This is a genomic window from Nesterenkonia halobia, from assembly GCF_039536005.1.
In the GTDB taxonomy this organism is placed as follows: domain Bacteria; phylum Actinomycetota; class Actinomycetes; order Actinomycetales; family Micrococcaceae; genus Nesterenkonia; species Nesterenkonia halobia.
Window position 1 is genome coordinate 1 of the sequence record NZ_BAAAYG010000011.1, and the last position, 16,495, is coordinate 16,495.

Annotated in this window: 15 protein-coding genes and 1 tRNA gene; 2 read left to right on the plus strand and 14 right to left on the minus strand. The window is 71.0% G+C overall.

The annotated features are described in order from the left end of the window. On the plus strand, positions 1 to 562 hold a 562-nt coding region (locus ABD652_RS13975; RefSeq protein ID WP_425574579.1), incomplete at its 5' end, for an integrase core domain-containing protein. 84 nt (positions 563 to 646) lie between these two features. Here ABD652_RS13975 and ABD652_RS11945 read toward each other — a convergent pair. The 14 genes from ABD652_RS11945 to ABD652_RS12010 all read right to left on the minus strand — a co-directional run bounded on the left by ABD652_RS11945 (position 647) and on the right by ABD652_RS12010 (position 15,441). Further along, positions 647 to 719, minus strand: a tRNA-Arg gene (locus ABD652_RS11945). 50 nt (positions 720 to 769) lie between these two features. Next, complete coding sequence (locus ABD652_RS11950; RefSeq protein WP_344721646.1) at positions 770 to 1,111, minus strand: antibiotic biosynthesis monooxygenase family protein; 342 nt, start codon at positions 1,109 to 1,111, stop codon at positions 770 to 772. 67 nt (positions 1,112 to 1,178) lie between these two features. Continuing rightward, positions 1,179 to 2,723, minus strand: a complete 1,545-nt coding sequence (locus ABD652_RS11955) for an Rv2578c family radical SAM protein (RefSeq protein WP_344721648.1) — start codon at positions 2,721 to 2,723, stop codon at positions 1,179 to 1,181. Positions 2,724 to 2,781: 58 nt separating this feature from the next. Further along, positions 2,782 to 3,525, minus strand: coding sequence for a hypothetical protein (locus ABD652_RS11960; RefSeq protein WP_344721650.1), 744 nt, complete (start codon positions 3,523 to 3,525; stop codon positions 2,782 to 2,784). 67 nt (positions 3,526 to 3,592) lie between these two features. Next, positions 3,593 to 4,456 (minus strand): formyltetrahydrofolate deformylase, encoded by an 864-nt coding sequence (purU, locus tag ABD652_RS11965; protein WP_344721652.1) that lies wholly within the window; start codon positions 4,454 to 4,456, stop codon positions 3,593 to 3,595. Further along, the gene (locus tag ABD652_RS11970) at positions 4,435 to 5,154 is read right to left on the minus strand and encodes a sarcosine oxidase subunit gamma (protein WP_344721654.1); all 720 of its coding nucleotides are present in this window, start codon (positions 5,152 to 5,154) and stop codon (positions 4,435 to 4,437) included. The genes purU and ABD652_RS11970 overlap by 22 nt, the downstream gene beginning before the upstream one ends. Next, positions 5,147 to 8,053, minus strand: coding sequence for an FAD-dependent oxidoreductase (locus ABD652_RS11975; RefSeq protein ID WP_344721657.1), 2,907 nt, complete (start codon positions 8,051 to 8,053; stop codon positions 5,147 to 5,149). Before ABD652_RS11975 ends, ABD652_RS11970 begins: the two co-directional genes overlap by 8 nt. Further along, entirely contained in the window at positions 8,050 to 8,364 is a 315-nt protein-coding gene (locus ABD652_RS11980) for a sarcosine oxidase subunit delta (protein WP_153143683.1), read from the minus strand. Before ABD652_RS11980 ends, ABD652_RS11975 begins: the two co-directional genes overlap by 4 nt. A gap of 25 nt (positions 8,365 to 8,389) precedes the next feature. Then, positions 8,390 to 9,607, minus strand: coding sequence for a sarcosine oxidase subunit beta family protein (locus ABD652_RS11985; protein WP_344721660.1), 1,218 nt, complete (start codon positions 9,605 to 9,607; stop codon positions 8,390 to 8,392). After that, positions 9,607 to 10,899: a serine hydroxymethyltransferase gene (gene glyA / locus ABD652_RS11990; RefSeq protein ID WP_344721662.1), complete on the minus strand. Its 1,293-nt coding sequence runs from the start codon at positions 10,897 to 10,899 to the stop codon at positions 9,607 to 9,609. The genes ABD652_RS11985 and glyA overlap by 1 nt, the downstream gene beginning before the upstream one ends. A gap of 73 nt (positions 10,900 to 10,972) precedes the next feature. Then, positions 10,973 to 12,496 carry an L-serine ammonia-lyase gene (locus tag ABD652_RS11995; RefSeq protein ID WP_344721665.1) on the minus strand — a complete coding sequence of 508 codons (1,524 nt, stop codon included), beginning with the start codon at positions 12,494 to 12,496 and terminating at the stop codon, positions 10,973 to 10,975. After that, the gene (locus ABD652_RS12000; RefSeq protein ID WP_344721667.1) at positions 12,493 to 13,773 is read right to left on the minus strand and encodes an aromatic ring-hydroxylating oxygenase subunit alpha; all 1,281 of its coding nucleotides are present in this window, start codon (positions 13,771 to 13,773) and stop codon (positions 12,493 to 12,495) included. The genes ABD652_RS11995 and ABD652_RS12000 overlap by 4 nt, the downstream gene beginning before the upstream one ends. A gap of 97 nt (positions 13,774 to 13,870) precedes the next feature. Next, on the minus strand, positions 13,871 to 15,082 hold the full coding sequence (locus ABD652_RS12005) for an NAD(P)/FAD-dependent oxidoreductase (RefSeq protein ID WP_344721669.1): 1,212 nt from the start codon (positions 15,080 to 15,082) through the stop codon (positions 13,871 to 13,873). Between the two features lie 14 nt (positions 15,083 to 15,096). Beyond that, positions 15,097 to 15,441, minus strand: coding sequence for a bifunctional 3-phenylpropionate/cinnamic acid dioxygenase ferredoxin subunit (locus ABD652_RS12010; protein ID WP_344721671.1), 345 nt, complete (start codon positions 15,439 to 15,441; stop codon positions 15,097 to 15,099). A 140-nt stretch (positions 15,442 to 15,581) separates the two neighbouring features. Here ABD652_RS12010 and ABD652_RS12015 point away from each other — a divergent pair, with 140 nt between their 5' ends. Beyond that, positions 15,582 to 16,358 carry an IclR family transcriptional regulator gene (locus ABD652_RS12015; RefSeq protein ID WP_344721673.1) on the plus strand — a complete coding sequence of 259 codons (777 nt, stop codon included), beginning with the start codon at positions 15,582 to 15,584 and terminating at the stop codon, positions 16,356 to 16,358. The last annotated feature ends 137 nt before the right edge of the window (positions 16,359 to 16,495 follow it).

Consider the following 16,495-nt stretch of genomic DNA (forward strand, 5'->3'; position numbering starts at 1 on the left):
GATGGTCTACACCACCCGCCTGGCCGGCGGCGCCGGCGGAACCTCCGGCCAGCCCAACGGCTTCGAACACCTGCTGGCCGACCTGGGCATCGTCCAGAAGAACGGCCAGCCCCATCACCCCACCACCCAGGGCAAAGTCGAGCGCTTCCACCAGACGCTGAAGCTGCGACTGGACGCGCAGCCGCCGGCGGCCACGCTCGCCGAACTCGACGACCAGCTGGCCGCCTTCCGCACGATCTACAACACCACGCGCCCGCACCGGGGCCTGGGCCGACGGACCCCGGCCAGCGTCTATCACGCCCGACCACCGGCAACACCTGCACTGACCTTGGGCGATCACCGCTGGAGGACCCGCTACGACATCGTCGGGGCCAACGGCACGATCTCACTGCGCTATGCAGACTGCATGCGACATCGGGCCATCGGGCGCTCCTACAGCCGCAGGCGGGTGCTGGTGCTCATCCACCACGACCAGACCATGGTCATCGACAGGACCACCGGCGAGATCATCGCCGAGCACCGTCTCGACCCAGCACGCAGCTACCAGCCCAAGACCGGGTGAACGATGTCTCGCCACACCCCCGCGCCCCGACATAGAAAAAGTGCCGAGACATCGGATGAACGATGTCCCGGCACTTCACAAGTGTGCCCCCGGCAGGAATCGAACCTGCGGCCTTCGGTACCGGAAACCGACGCTCTATCCCCTGAGCTACGGAGGCGGGGTCCTGAACGGACGAGCCGTTCGACGACCAGATCAGATTACCAGGAGCTAGCCTGTGACTGAAACTCGGTAGCTCCACAGCTCCGAGGACATGCCCACCGGGGCCTTCTTCTCGCCCGATTCCTCTCCGGAGCCGCCCTCAGCATCATCGCCGGAGCGGCCGTGGGACCGCTGGAACTGCTCGGAGTTCCGCCAGTTCTCGTAGTCCTGCTCGGAGGTCCAGCGGGTGATGACCAGCCAGGTGGTGCGGTCATCCGTGGGTTCGAGCAGCTCGAAACCCTCGAAGCCCGGAGTGCCCTCCATGGAGCCATGCAGGGCGGCGAAGCGGCGGCCCAGCTCGTCGCCGGCATCGGCGGGGACGGTGATCGCATTGATCTTGATGACGCTCATGGCTCCATTCTGCCATCGGGATCGTGCCATCGGTGCCCATCCGCCGGGGCCGACCGCCCCTCCGCTCTCAGAACAGCGCCGGCTGCGCCGGCGAGGCGGCTATCTCGGTCATCGCCGAGTCCGGACCGCCTGCCGGATCCCGACGACGCCGCCAGACGTCGTCGTCATCCCGAGCTGCCACAGGGCGATCGAAGCCGTGACGCCGTCGGGCCGCTGCGGCCTGCCGCTCCAGCCAGGACCGATATCCCGCCGCGGCATAGGAGCCCCCGCGATAGAGTCGACGGTACCGACCGACCAGCTCTGGGTGCTCGCGGGCGAGCCACTGCAGGAACCACTCGCGCGCCCCGGGGCGCAGATGCAGGGCGCCGGCGGTCACGTCGGAGGCCCCCGCGTCGGACAGCGCGGCGTGGAGGGCGTCGATCTGCTCGGGGTCGTCGCTGAGCCACGGCAGGATCGGCATGGCCAGCACCGAGCACTCCAGACCGGCATCGGTGATCGACCGGATCAGACTCAGCCGAGCCCGCGGATCCGGGGTTCCCGGCTCGATGCGCTGCTGCAGCCGCGGGTCGACCATCGCCAGCGAGACCGCGACGGAGACCGGCACCAGCTGGGCGGCCTCCTGCAGCAGGGGCAGGTCCCGCTTCAGCAGCGGACCCTTGGTCAGGATCGAGAACGGCGTCCCCGACTCGGCGAGCGCGCGGATGATCCCCGGCATCAGGCGGTAGCGCCCCTCAGCGCGCATGTAGGGATCCGAGTTGGTGCCCAGCGCGACGTGCTCACGCTTCCACGACGGACGAGAGAGCTCGGCGCGGAGCACCTCGGCGATGTTGGTCTTGACGATGATCTGACTGTCGAAGTCCCGCCCGGAGTCCAGGTCCAGATACTCATGAGTCTTGCGGGCGAAGCAGTTGTGGCTGATCACCCCCTCAGCGATGAAGTCTCCGGTGTCGGTCGTGATGTCGATCAGCGACCGCGCCTCCCCGAGCGCCTCCACGGACTCCACCGTGAGATCTGCCGTCGTCTCGACTGCGTCCCCGATGATCGCCAGGAGGGGCGGCGCATCGGACGAGGCCCCACCGTTCCCGAACCCCAACAGCCGGTCGCTGGTCGTCAAGGACGGGCGCTGCGCCTCGCCCGGACCAGCAGGTGCCACATGCTTCCATCCACGGTCCGTGAGGAACCGATGGTCGCCGCTGGCCGTGATGCGCGTGCCGTCGCGCAGCGCCACTCGACAGGCAGGTTTCTCCGTCCACCATGCCGCCCGGACGTCAGTCTCCACATACCGGCGTCGTCCGGAGCGACTCTCCGTCCCGACGATGCGATCCCCCACCCGGATATCCCGCAGCGGCCTCTGCCGCCCATCGGCCATCAGGATCAGCGTCTCCGGATCCAGGCAGTAGACGCACTGGTGCAGACACCCCCGCGTCGGGTTGACCGTCCAGTCGAAGGGCATGGCCGACTGGCCCGGCACGCGGTTCAGCGCCGTCTTCGCGGCGACCTCGTGGAACGTCACACCGTCGAACTCCGGGGTGCGCACGCTGCGTATCATGCCCTTCAGCGGGATGAGCGCCGCAGACTCCCCCTCCTGGACCTTCTGGGATTCCCACCGCATGGCCACATTCGAACATAGCTTCGAATGCGTGTCGAGGCCGCCGCACGCGCCATCGAGCTCAGCCGAGCAGCGCCGTCGCGGATCCTGCCGCCGCGGCGACCAGCAGCAGCGAGCCGACCGCGCGCGCCGTCGACGTCGCGACGGGTTCGTCGGCGGCTGCGGCGCCGCCCCGGCGGCGGCGGAGCGCCCGCACCGGAGCGCGCAGCGGCACGCCCACGCCGAGTCCCACCGCGGCGACGGTCAGCAGCACCCGGTTGCCGGCCGCGAGCAGATCGCCGCCGACGGAGCCCCCGGAAAGCTGGGCGATCCCGACGGCGAGCGCCAGCCCGAGCAGACCGCCGAGGCCGGTCAGCAGCAACGCGCCCCGTGCCGTCGCCGAGCGCACGGACTCCCAGTCCGGCCCGCGCAGCATCCAGGCGCCGACGGCGCCGACGCCGAGGCAGAGCATCAGCGGCAGCTGGGCGCCGAGCAGCTCGCCGGTCGGCGTCGTCAGCCCGAGCATCGCCGCTCCGGCGGCGAGCACAGGGCCTGCGGCCGCCCGGGCCCCGCCCTCGGCCCACGTCGGCCACCAGTCCAGCACGCGGAGCAGCGCTCCGGCCCCGGCCGCCAGGAGCGGGCCGGCGGCCTCGGTGCGGGCCGAGACCTGCGAGATGCTGAGCACTGCGCCGAGCAGGTCCTCGCCGGCCAGCGCTCTGGCGATGCGATCGGCGACGACGGCGACGACCACGGCGAGCACCAGGCCGGCGCGCACGGCGCGCGGCCGGCCGCGCGCCAGCAGGCGGGTCAGCACGGAGGGGATCACCGCGCCAGTCTAGGACGCCGCTCCCCCGGCCTCGCCGCCTGCCGCGCGCCGCCGGTGCGTCAGCGCATCAGCGCAGCACCACCGTCTTGGTGCCGTGCAGGATCACCCGCCCCTCGGCGTGCCAGCGCACCGCGTCGGAGAGCGCCTTGCACTCGGTGTCCCGTCCGGCGGCGACCAGATCGTCGGGCCCGTAGGTGTGATCGACCCCGACGACGCTCTGCGCGATGATCGGACCTTCGTCCAGCTCGCTGTTGACGTAGTGCGCCGTCGCCCCGACCGTCTTGACCCCCCGCTCGTACGCCTGGTGGTAGGGCTTCGCGCCCTTGAAGCTCGGCAGGAAGGAATGGTGGATGTTGATCACCCGCCCCTCCATCCGCGTCGCCAGCGAGTCGCTGAGGATCTGCATGTAGCGGGCCAGCACGACCAGGTCGATCGACATCCGGTCGACCAGATCCAGCAGCTGCTGCTCGGCCTGCGGCTTGGTCTCCGGCGTGACCGGGATGTGGAAGAACGGGATGTCGTGCCACTCGACGAGTCCCCGGTGATCATCATGGTTCGAGGCCACTGCGACGATGTCGATCGGCAGATCGCCCTTCCGGGCGCGGAAGAGCAGATCGTTCAGGCAGTGCTCGTACTTCGAGACCATCACCAGCACGCGCGGGCGCTCCCCCGGGCGACGCAGCCCCCAGTTCATGCCGAAGCGCTCGGCCACCGGCGCCAGGTCCCGCTCGACCTGCTCGGGCGTCGAGGCCTCCTCGGAGCCGCGCTCCGCCCGGGCCCGCAGGAAGAAGTGCTCTTCACGGGGATCGTTGAACTGCGCGAGCTCCATGATGTTGTAGCCGTGCTCGAGCAGCACGCCGCTCACGGAGTGGACGATCCCCAGAGTGGAGGGACAGTCCAGGGTCAGGATCATGCCATCGTCGCCGGCCATGCGGCCTCCTCACGCGAGTCGGGAGTGGATGCGGACGCCGGGTCGGCCGCCGCGTCGGGGGCGGCGTCGGAGGCGCCGTCGGATGCCGGGTGGCGATGCTCGCGCACTGCGTCGAGCAGCCACAGGGCCGTGTACTCGGCGAAGGAGGCGCGCGGCAGGACACGCCAGCCGTCCTCCGCCGTCCGCCAGAGCAGCACGGCCGCCGGCCCGAGCGTGGTGGTCACGGCCGTGCGCGCCGGGAAGACCCGCGGATGCAGATCCGCCGGCGACCCCTTGTCCAGCACGTCCCGGGCGGCCGATCCGCCGAGCTCGACGATCGTCCGGTTCGCCGAGAGGTCCACGACCTGCCCGGGCTCGGACCCGAGGGCGTCCTGGAGACGGGGGACGAGCTCGGCACGCTCCGGCGGGGCGACGACGAGGAACTCGTCGGGTCCCAGCCAGAGGACGGCGACGTCGGCGGCGTCGCCGGTGACCTCGCCGACGCGGGCCGGCAGCTCGACGCCGAGCGCTCCGGCCAGCGCGCGGTGGGCGGCGGTGCCGGGCACCGCCCGCAGGCCGATCTGGGTGGTGAACGGCCGCTCGCCCAGCCGGATCGTCGACGGGGCGGGCTGCGACACCTCCTCGAGTCGGCGGTGCAGATGCGCCAGCGGCGCGCGCTTCAGCTCGTCGGGGCCCTGGGTGAACAGGATGTCAGCCATCGCGGCGGCTCCCTTCGGGGTCGTAGAGGACAGTGGACGAGACGACGACCTCGACAGGCTGATCGTCGACGACGGCGTGCAGCGTCTCGCCGAGGCGGTTCCGCCCCTCGGCGATCAGCGCCAGGCCGAAGGTCCGCTCCAGCGCCGCCGAATCGTAGGAGGAAGTCACCCAGCCCTCCATGGGCACCGGGTACTGTGTCAGGTCCGCGGCGGCGTCGACGAGCTGCGCACCCTCGGGCAGGCGCAGTCGCGTGTCCACCGGCAGCACCGAGACCAGATGCTTGCGGTCCTCCCGTCGGGTGTCGGGACGGTCGAAGGACCGTTTGCCGATGAAGTCCTTGTACTTCGAGACCACCCAGTCCATCCCGGCGTCCTGCGGGGTGACAGTGCCGTCGGTGTCCTGGCCGACGATGATGAAGCCCTTCTCCGCCCGGAGCACGTGCATCGTCTCGGTCCCGTAGGGCGTGATGCCGTGGGGCTCCCCCGCCGCGGCGACGTCCTCCCAGACCTGCAGCCCGTACCAGGAGGCCACGTTGATCTCGAAGGCCAGTTCGCCGGAGAAGGAGATCCGGCAGATCCGCGCGGGGATGCCGGAGGCGAGCACCGTCTCGCGGAAGCCCATGAACTCGAAGCCCTCGACGGAGACGTCCAGGTCCGGGGCCAGCTCGGCGATGATGTCCCGGGAGCGCGGCCCGACGACGGCGACCGTCGCGTACTGCTCGGTCACCGAGGTGCAGGTCACGTCCAGCTCGGGCCACTCGGTCTGCAGCCATTCCTCGAGCCAGTCCAGCACTCCGGCGGCACCGCCGGTGGTGGTGGTCATCAGGTACCGGTCCTCGGCCAGCCGCAGCGTGACGCCGTCGTCGAAGATCATCCCGTCCTCGCCGCACATGACGCCGTAGCGGCCCTTGCCCACGGCGAGCTTCTTGAAGCCGTTGGTGTAGATGCGGTTGAGGAACTCGCCGGCGTCGGCGCCGCGGATCTCGATCTTGCCCAGCGTGGTGGCGTCCATGAAGGCCGCCGACTCGCGCGCCGCGGCGCACTCGCGCAGCACGGCCTCGTCCATGGTCTCGCCCTCGCGGGGGAAGTACCAGGGCCGCTTCCACTGGCCGACGTCCTCGAACTCGGCCCCCTGCGCCACATGCCAGGAGTGCATCGGAGACACCCGGGCGGGGTCGAAGAGATCGCCGCGCCGCGTGCCGGCCAGGGCGGCGAAGGCCACCGGCGTGTAGGGCGGCCGGAAGGCGGTCAGTCCGATCCCCTCCGGGTTCTCCCGACCGAGCAGCCGCGCCAGAGCGGCCACCAGGGCGGCGCTGCTGGTCTTGCCCTGGTCGTGGGCGGTGGAGATCGAGGTGTAGCGCTTCACATGCTCCACCGAGCGCATGCCCGCTCCGGTGGAGCGCATCACGTCGGCGATGGTCTGGTCCCGCTGGAAGTCGACGAAGTGATTCCGATAGGCCTCCCGACCCTCGCCGTCCAGCGGCGGCACCAGCCACACCGGCGCCGCCGGGGTGATCTCCTCGACGGGAGCCTGTGGGATCGACGGCTCGCGGGAGAAGCCGACGTCGACGGCGGACGCCGCCCCGGCCTGCGCGCCCTCGGCGAGCGCCCCGGCGAGGTCGAACGTGCCGCCCACCGCGCCGGCGGTGCGCTGGCCGGTCACCGGGGACTCCGGCACGAAGGCCGCGAGCGACGGCTCCCAGCGGATCCGGCCCTGACGCTGGGTGTGCAGGTGGATCGCCGGGGAGAAGCCGCCGGAGAGCGCGAGCACATCGGTCTCGACGGCCTTCACGAAGCCGGTCAGCGTGCCGTCCTCGGCGACCGGGCTGATGATCGCCGAGCTGAGCGCCCCGTCCTCGTCGCCCTCGGTGTGGGCGACCACCGAGCCGGTGTGCACCGGCACCCCGGCCTCCTGGGCCCGGGCGGCCCGCGGCGAGAGCTCCGGGCGGGAGTCGACGACGGCGACGACCTCTCCCCCGACCCGGCGGAGGTCGTCGACGAGGTCGTAGGCCTGGTCGCCGGTGGTGGCGACGACGGTCCGGTCGCCGACGAGCACGCCGTGGCGGTTCAGGTACCGCTGCACCGCCCCGGCGAGCATGATGCCCGGCCGGTCGTTGTGCGCGAAGACCATGTGGCGCTCGTGGGCGCCGGTGGCCAGCACGACCTGGCCGGCACGGATGTGCCAGACCCGTTCGCGGGAGACGCCGTCGCCCGGCGGCCGCGTCCAGTGGGCGGTGCGCCGCTCGACGGCCACCATGTAGTTCGCGTCATAGCTGCCGACCACAGTGGTCCGCTGCAGGTGCACCGCCTCCGGGTGGTCGGCCAGCTCGCCCTCGACGCCGCGGATCCAGGAGCGGGCCGGCTGACCGTCGATCTGGGCGCCGGGGCGGACGTCGAGGCTCCCGCCGGCCTCGGGCTGCTCGTCCAGCAGCATGACGCGGGCGCCCGAGCGGGCCGCCTCGCGGGCGGCGGCCAGTCCGGCGGGTCCGGCGCCGACGACGAGCACGTCGGTGTGGACGTGCTTATGGTCGTAATAGGCCTCGTCGGGGCCGGGGTCCAGAGTGCCGAGCCCGGAGAGCAGCTCGACCTCCATGCCGTCGACCAGCTCGACGGTCGGCGCCGAGAGCATCGACTCGCGGGCCTGTCCGGGGTGCGGCGAGCGCACCGAGAGCAGACCGTTGGGCTCCTCGACGCCGGCGGCCATGAGGCCGCGCGGCCGGCCGCGGTAGATGGAGTCGCCGACGCGGATCCGGCCGGAGGCCAGCAGCGCGCTGGCCACGGTGTCGCCCTCGACGCCGACGAGCTCCTCCCCGTCGAGGTGCAGTCGACGCGACCGGGCGGGTTCGATGCGGGCGTGCGGGGCGGCCGCCGTGGGGACTCGTCGGGGTGTCGCCGTCATGCGTGTCCTCCTTCGGACGTGGTGGACTCGGCCGGGCGTCCGCCCGGGGGCCGGGGGCCGATCGGCTCCACCGACTGGACCTCGTAGGTGATGGTGTTCCGCACCGCGTTGAACCATCTCCGGCAGCCGGCGGAGTGGACCCAGCGCTCGGCGAACAGCCCCTTGGGGTTCTCCCGGTAGAAGAGGTGGCGCGCCCAGGCGGCGTCGTCGAGCGCGTGGGGGTCCTCCGGGTAGGAGACGTGGGCCTGGCCGCCATAGGCGAACTCAGTCTCATTGCGCGGCCCGCAGTGCGGGCAGGGGATCAGCATCATGGTGGGACCTCTGCGGGGACGGGGGTCAGTGGGCGACGCCGGCGGCGCCGTGCTCGTCGATGAGGAAGCCGGTCTCGAAGCGCTCCAGGGAGAACGGCACGTTGAGCGGATGCGGCTCGTCGTGGGCGATCGTGTGGGCGAAGGTCATCCCCGAGGCGGGGGTGCCCTTGAACCCTCCGGTGCCCCAGCCGCAGTTCACGTAGAGCTGGTCGACCGGCGTCTTCGAGATGATCGGCGAGGCGTCGAGGGTCGTGTCGACGACTCCGCCCCAGGTCCGCAGCACGTGGGCGCGGCCGAACATCGGGAAGAGCTCGACGGCGGCGGCCATCTGGTCCTCGATGACGTGGAATCCTCCGCGCTGCCCGTAGCCGACGTACTGGTCGATGCCCGCGCCGAGGACCAGCTCGCCCTTGTGCGCCTGGGAGACGTAGACGTGCACGTGGTTGGACATCACCACAGTCGGATGCACCGGCTCGAAGAGCTCGGAGACCAGCGCCTGCAGCGGATGCGACTGGATCGGCAGCTGCACTCCGGCCATCTCCGCGACCTGGGAGGAATGCCCGGCGGCGGCGAGGCCGACCTTGCCGGCGTGGATGCGGCCCTGGGTCGTCTCGACGCCGACCACGCGCTCGCCGTCCTTGACGAAGCCGGTGACCTCGCAGTTCTGGATGAGGTCCACGCCCAGCTCGTCGCAGCGGCGGGCCAGCGCCCAGGCGACGTGGTCATGCTTCGCGATGCCCGCCCGCGGCTGGTAGGTCGCGCCCATGATCGGGTACCGGATGTCGTCTCCGGTGTTGATGATCGGGCAGACCTCCTCGACCTCCTCGGGGGTCAGCCATTCGGCGTCGACGCCGTTGAGCCGGTTGGCCTCCACACGGCGCCGGGACTCCCGGACGTCTCCCAGGGTGTGGGCCAGGTTCAGCACGCCGCGCTGGGAGAAGAGGAAGTCGTAGTCCAGCTCCTCGGGCAGCTGCTCCCAGAGCTTCAGCGACTGCTCGTAGATCGCCGCGCTCTCGTCCCACAGGTAGTTGGAACGGATGATCGCGGTGTTGCGGGCCATGTTCCCACCGGCCAGCCAGCCACGTTCGACGACGGCGACGTTCGTGATCCCGTGGTGCGCGGCCAGGTAGTAGGCGGTGGTCAGCCCATGACCTCCCCCGCCGACGATGACCACGTCGTAGGAGGACTTGGGCTCCGGATTCCTCCAGAGGAAGTCCGGGTGTTCGGGCGGCGGCACGGCCATCAGGCGACCTCCTCGATCGCGGGCTCCAGGTGGGGGTACAGCGGGAAGCGCGCGGCCAGCGCGGCGACCCGATCACGCAGCTCGGCGAGCTCGCCGTCGGTCAGCTGCGGTGCGAGGGCGACGGCGATGAGGTCGGCGACCTCGGCGAACTCCTCGTCGCCGAAGCCTCGGGCGGCCAGCGCCGGCGTGCCGATCCGCAGCCCCGAGGAGATCTTCGGCGGACGCGGGTCGAAGGGCACGGCGTTGCGGTTGACCGTGATGCCGATCTCATGCAGCCGGTCCTCGGCCTGCCGGCCGTCCAGCTCGGCGTCGCGGAGGTCGACCAGCACCAGGTGCACGTCGGTGCCGCCGCTGACCAGCCGGATGCCGGTGGACGCGACGTCCGGCTCGCTCAGCCGGCCGGCGAGGATCTGGGCGCCGGAGAGCGTGCGCTCCTGACGGTCCCGGAAGGCGGCCGAGCCGGCGTGCTGGAAGGCGACCGCCTTGGCGGCGATCACATGCTCGAGCGGACCGCCCTGCTGGCCGGGGAAGACCGCGGAGTTGATCTTCTTCGCCAACGACTCCCGCGAGAGGATCACTCCGCCGCGCGGCCCGCCCAGGGTCTTATGCGTGGTGGTGGTGACGACGTCGGCGTACGGGACCGGCGACGGGTGCAGCCCGGCGGCCACCAGACCGGCGAAGTGGGCCATGTCCACCATCAGCCAGGCCCCGACCTCGTCGGCGATCTCGCGGAAGGCGGCGAAGGCCAGCTGCCGCGGGTAGGCCGACCAGCCGGCGATGATCACCCGCGGACGGTGCTCGCGGGCCAGTCGGGCGACCTCCTCCATGTCGATGCGGTGGTCGCCCTCCTCCACGCCGTAGGAGACGACGTGGTACAGCCGGCCGGAGAAGTTCAGCCGCATCCCGTGGGTCAGGTGTCCGCCGTGGGCCAGGTCCAGACCGAGGATCGTCTCCCCCGGCTCGAGCAGAGCCATCAGCGCCGCGGCGTTGGCCTGCGCCCCGGAGTGCGGCTGCACGTTGGCCGCCTCGGCGCCGAAGAGGTCGCGGATCCGGTCGAGGGCGAGCTGCTCGACGCGGTCGACATGCTCGCAGCCGCCGTAGTAGCGGGATCCGGGATAGCCCTCGGCGTACTTGTTGGTCAGCACCGACCCCTGGGCCTCCATCACCGCCGGCGAGGTGAAGTTCTCGGAGGCGATCATCTCCAGGGTGGTGCTCTGTCGGTGGAGCTCCGCGTCGATCGCCGCGGCGATCTCCGGGTCCTCCTCGCGCAGCGAGGCGACGGAGTCGGTCATGGTCTCTCCTAGTAGGGGTCTCGGATGTCCAAGGGCGGTCCGCACGGCGGGCGACGCTGCCCGCCGTGCGGACTCAGCACTCGACGACGGACACGGCCAGTCCGCCGAGCGCGGTCTCCTTGTATTTGTGGGACATGTCCGCGCCGGTCTCGCGCATCGTGTCGATGACCTGATCGAGGCTCACCCGGTGCTCGCCGTCGCCCATCAGCGCCATCCGCGCCGCGTTGACCGCCTTGGTCGCCGCGATCGCGTTGCGCTCGATGCAGGGCACCTGCACCAGACCGCTGACCGGGTCGCAGGTCAGTCCCAGGTTGTGCTCCATGGCGATCTCCGCGGCGTTCTCCACCTGCTCGACGGTGCCGCCGAGGACCTCGCAGAGTCCGGCGGCGGCCATCGACGACGCCGAGCCGACCTCGCCCTGGCAGCCGACCTCGGCTCCGGAGATCGAGGCCTGCTCCTTGTAGAGCACCCCGATCGCCCCGGCGGTCAGCAGATAGGTCGTCACGATGTCGTCGCGGTCGGCCTCGTCGGCGAACGTGGCGCCGGGCCCGTAGTGCGTGGCGTAGAACCCGACGGCGGGGATGATGCCGGCGGCTCCGTTGGTCGGGGCGGTGACGACCCGGCCGCCGGAGGCGTTCTCCTCGTTGACGGCCAGCGCCACCAGATTCACCCACTCCTGCCAGTAGGCATGGCTGCGGTCGGGGTCCCGCTCCATCAGTTGGGCGTGCCAGTCGCCGGTGCGCCGTCGGACCTTCAGCCCGCCGGGCAGCGGACCGATGCGGCGACGGGCGGAGTCCTTGCTCTCCTCCATCACCTGCCAGATCTCCAGCAGTCCGGAGCGCACCTCGGCCTCGGAGCGCGAGACGCACTCGTTGGCCAGCATGATCCGGGACAGCGGCAGCTGCTCGCGCCGGGAGATCTCGAGCAGCTCGGCGGCGGTGCGGAAGGGGAAGGGGACCTCGCCCGTCGTCTCCGACGGCTCCTCCACAGTCAACTCCGACGAGCTCTCCGACGAGCTCTCCGACGGATCCTGCGTCGAATCCTCCGCCGAGTCCTCCGCCGGATCCTGCCCCGCGGCGTCCTCGGCGACGCCGACGCGGTCGGAGACCTCGTCGCCCTCGGCGACGACGAATCCGCCGCCCACCGAGTAGTAGGTCTCCACGGCGATGTCGGCACCAGCGGCATCGCGGGCCGTCAGCTGCATGGCATTGCTGTGCCGTTCGAGCATCGTCAGCGGCCGCTGGACGAAGTCCTCCTCGCGCAGGGCGATGTCATGCCGCACCCCGAGCTGCGCGCCCACCTGGACCAGCCCGTCGGCGCGCATCCCCTCCAACCGCTCGTCGACCTGCTCGGGACGGATCGTCTCCGCCGCCCAGCCCTCGAGACCCAGCAGCACGGCGCCGAAGGTGCCGTGGCCGGCGCCGGTGGCGGAGAGCGAGCCGAAGAGGTCCACGCGGATCTCGGCGACGCGGTCCAGCGCCTCGGGACGCACCAGGTGCTCGTCGACGAAGCGGCGCGCCGCGCGCAGCGGTCCGACGGTGTGCGAGGAGGAGGGGCCGATGCCGATGCTGAACAGGTCGAAGACGCTGATGGTCATGGTGTCGACCGAACTGCGGAGGAGGCCTCCGCCGAGCTCTCCCCAGCGTCCTCGACGACGTCCTCTGCGGCATGCTCCGCGACAGCCTCGGCCTCCGCCGCCGGGCCCTCCGACGAGGAGGCGGTCGGCATCCCGATCGACTCGTACCACCAGGAGTGGAACTCGGCGATGTGATGTTCGCTGGGGACCAGCGCCCCGCCGCCGCGGTATGCGGTCGAGGACATCGAGGGCTGCGTCAGCTCGCAGGCGTTGAAGTCCTGCTGGTTGACGCGGTGGAAGAGCTCGACCGACTTGCTCACGTCCAGGGTGCCGGCGTTGATCTGCTCGACGACCTCGGGCAGGAAGAGCCAGTCGCAGACCACGGTCGTCCGGCTCTCCGAGATCGGGAACATCCGGTGGATGATCACGTGGTCCGGGACGGTGTTGATGAACACCTGGGGCCGGACGGTGATCGCGTAGTACTTGCGCTCCTGGTCGGGCGCGACGGCCGGCAGCTCCGAGACTCCGGAGGACCCGTCGACCGTGAAGCCTTCGACCTCGCCGCCGAAGGAGGCCCCGTGGACCTGGCCGCCGGCGCGCTGCGAGGCCAGCCCGTCCGCGAACTCCGGGATCACCTCGGTCAGCTCCGGGTGGATCGTCGCGCAGTGGTAGCACTCCATGAAGTTCTCGATGATGAGCTTCCAGTTCGCCTGCACGTCGTAGGTCTTGGTCTCGCCGCAGGCGAGGTTCTCGATGCCGTAGTTGTCGATGGACTCGACCTCGCCGAAGCTGGTGCGGACCTCGCCCAGGACGGTGTCCTCGAAGGAGGACGGGTCCTCGGCGAGGCAGACCCAGACGTAGCCCAGCCACTCCCGGACGTGGACGGGCTTGAGGCCGTACTCCTGCCGGTCGACGTCGGGCATCGACGTCAGGTTCGGCGCCGCCACGAGCTCACCGTCGAGCCCGTAGGTCCAGGCGTGGTATCCGCACTGCAGCGTCTTGTTCCGCCCCTCGCCGGTGGTGCACACGCGCATGCCGCGGTGGCGGCAGACGTTGAAGTACGCCGCGATCCCGGACTTGCGGGTGCGCACCAGGATGATCTCCTCGCGGCCGATCGTGGCGGTCTTCCACTGCCCGGCGGTCGACAGCGAGTCGGCGCGGAGCACGCAGTTCCACTGACGCTCGAAGATGTGCTCCTGCTCGCGGGCGAAGATCTCCGGGTCGGTGTAGGCCTCCCCCGGAGGCGTCGGCTTCAGGGACGAGCCGGGCAGGGGCTCTTCCAGGTGGTCGATGATCATGGATGTCCTCTTTCTGCAGGGGCTGTTCCGTGGCTGGGCGGCGGGCCGCCCGCGACGCCGACGCTTCGGGGGCGCGTCGGGGGCTCGTCGCAGTTGGTCAGGCGACCAGTGCCGGCTCGGTGCGCACCTGGCGCTGCTTGCGCCAGCGCTTGACCTCGCGCAGCCGGTTGAAGCCGAGGATGCCGACCTCGGCGCCCTCGCGGAGGTAGCTGACCAGCAGGTCGTTCGTCTCGATCGAGCCGTCGACCACGCGGACCTCGTCCGCCAGGCCGATGCGCCCGGCGCCCTGGATCCGGACCTCGTACTGCTCGGACCAGAAGTAGGGCTCCTGGAAGGGCGCCGGCGGGATGCCGGTGAGCGAGGCGGCCAGGATGCCGGCCTGCTCCACCGCCTCCTGCCAGTGCCCGACCGGCCGCAGCCCGGAGGCCTGGGAGGCCCACTGGGCGCAGTCGCCGGCGGCCCAGATGCCGGGCATGCCGGTGAATCCGGTGTCGTCGCAGAGGATCGCGCCGGTCACCGGGTCGAGGCTCAGGATCCCCTCGCGCAGCCAGGCGGTGGACGGGGTCGCGCCGATGGCGCAGATGACGATGTCGGCCTCGACGGTCTGGCCGTCGGCCAGGACGAGCTCCTGACCGCCGGGGACGTCGTTGACCTCGGAGGCCCGGGCGGGCGCGGTGAAGGCGACGTCGCGCCGCTCGTGCAGCGCCCGCACCGCCTCGCCGACCGGCGCTCCGAGGCGCGCGGCGCCGGGGTTGTGCTCGCTGGCGGCGACGGTCACCTCCGCCGCGCCGCGCTCGACGCAGGTCGCCGCGGCCTCCAGGGCGAGGAAGCCGCCGCCGACGATGGCCACGCGCTGGCCCTCGATGGCGCGGCCGCGCAGAGCCACCGCGTCGTCGACGTTGCGCAGCACGAAGGTGCCCTGGCCGGAGATGGGCAGCCGGCAGGCCTGGGCGCCGGTGGCGAGGACGATGCTGTCGGCGCCGTGGAAGGTGCCGTCGGCGGTCTCCACGCCCAGCGGCTCGGAGGAGAGGTGCACGGCCGCGGAGCCGCCGGCCCAGGTCACGTCGAGGGGGTTCTCGGGGTCGTCGAGGACCAGGTGCTCGAAGGCCGCAGTCCCGCTGAGGAAGGCCTTGCTCAGCGCCGGACGGTCGTAGGCGGGGTGCAGCTCGTCGCCGAGCACGGTGATCGCGCCGACGTGGCCGTTCAGGCGAGCGCCGCGGGCCACGTGATAGCCGGCGAGGCCGGAGCCGACGATGAGCAGGTGCCCGTCGGCGGGGAGACCGGGGTTCAGCGGGTTGATCGGGCTCATGGTGCTCTCCTCCATCAGACGGTCACGCCGGGGGGCAGGTTGGGGGCGTCCTGGGAGAGCTCGACGAGGACGTCGTCGCCGTCGACCTCGACCTCGTGGACTCGGACGCCGCGCTTGGCGGGCGGCTGGTCGACCGCTCCGGTGCGGAGCGAGAAGGTGCTCTCGTGCAGCGGGCACTCGACTCGACAGTCCTCGACCCATCCGGCCGCCAACGAGGCGTCCTGATGCGTACACGTGTCGTCGAGCGCATGGATCTCACCCTCCTCCGTCATGAAGACCGCGATCGGCGGACTGACCGAATCGATACGGAGGCCCTCCCCGGGAGTCAGGTCCTGCAGGGAACAGACGCGGAAACTCACTTGCCATCACCACCAGGCTGGAACTAGTGTTGCTTATAGAGCAACATGGTTTGCTGTGCGCAACATCTCGTGTGATAGAAATTACAGCTCGCATCACAGAACGGTCAAGCACCTCGGCCGATCAATTTGAGGAGGGCCCCATGAAGCCCGAGAACCTGAACCCCATCCAGTCCGTGGACCGCGCCGCACAGATCCTCCGCCTGCTGAGCGAGGAGCCGTCGATGACGATCACCGAGGTCGCCCGCGCGCTCGACGTCCACCGCTCCACGGCCTTCCGACTGCTGGGCACGCTGGAGCTGCACAACCTCGTCGAGCAGGAGTCCGAGCGCGGCGCCTACCGTCTGGGCCTGGCCCTGCTGCACATGGCCAACTCGGTGGCCAGCCAGATGGACTTCACCAAGGACGCCCAGGCGTGCTGCGACTCCCTGGCCCGGCGCCTGAACGAGACGGTCAACATCGCCATCCTCGACGACGGGCACGCGGTGACGATCACCCAGGCCACCGACGACCAGATGCTCAGCGTCAGCCAGCAGTACGTGGGCCAGCGCGGCCCGCTGCACGCGACCTCGACGGGCAAGGTGCTGCTGGCCCACGCGGACGAGGAGGAGTTCGAGCGGCAGCTCGAGCGCGGCCTGGACAGCTTCACCGGCATGACGATGACCGACCCCGAGGTGCTGCGGAACGAACTGGAGACCATCCGGCGGCGCAGCTGGGCCTCGGCCGTCGCGGAGTGGGAGCAGGGCATCAACGCCCTGGCGGTCCCGGTGCGTGGACAGGGCGGCCGCGTGGAGGCCGCCCTGTCCATCACCGCCCCCTCGTTCCGCCTGCCGGAGTCGCAGTTCGCCGAGCTCGCCGACGCGCTGAAGGCGCAGGCGCGCACGCTCGAGGCGCGGATGGGCCATCTCGGCGACCGCTGAGCCGGCCGAGCACGCCCCGAGGGGAGGGACTCGCGGCCGCGTCCAGGAAATCTGGAGGCCCTCCCCCTTGTGCGACAGATCACGGACTTTCTAGAGTTGGTTGCGCAGATAGAACACTGTTTTTCATAGTGCAACCA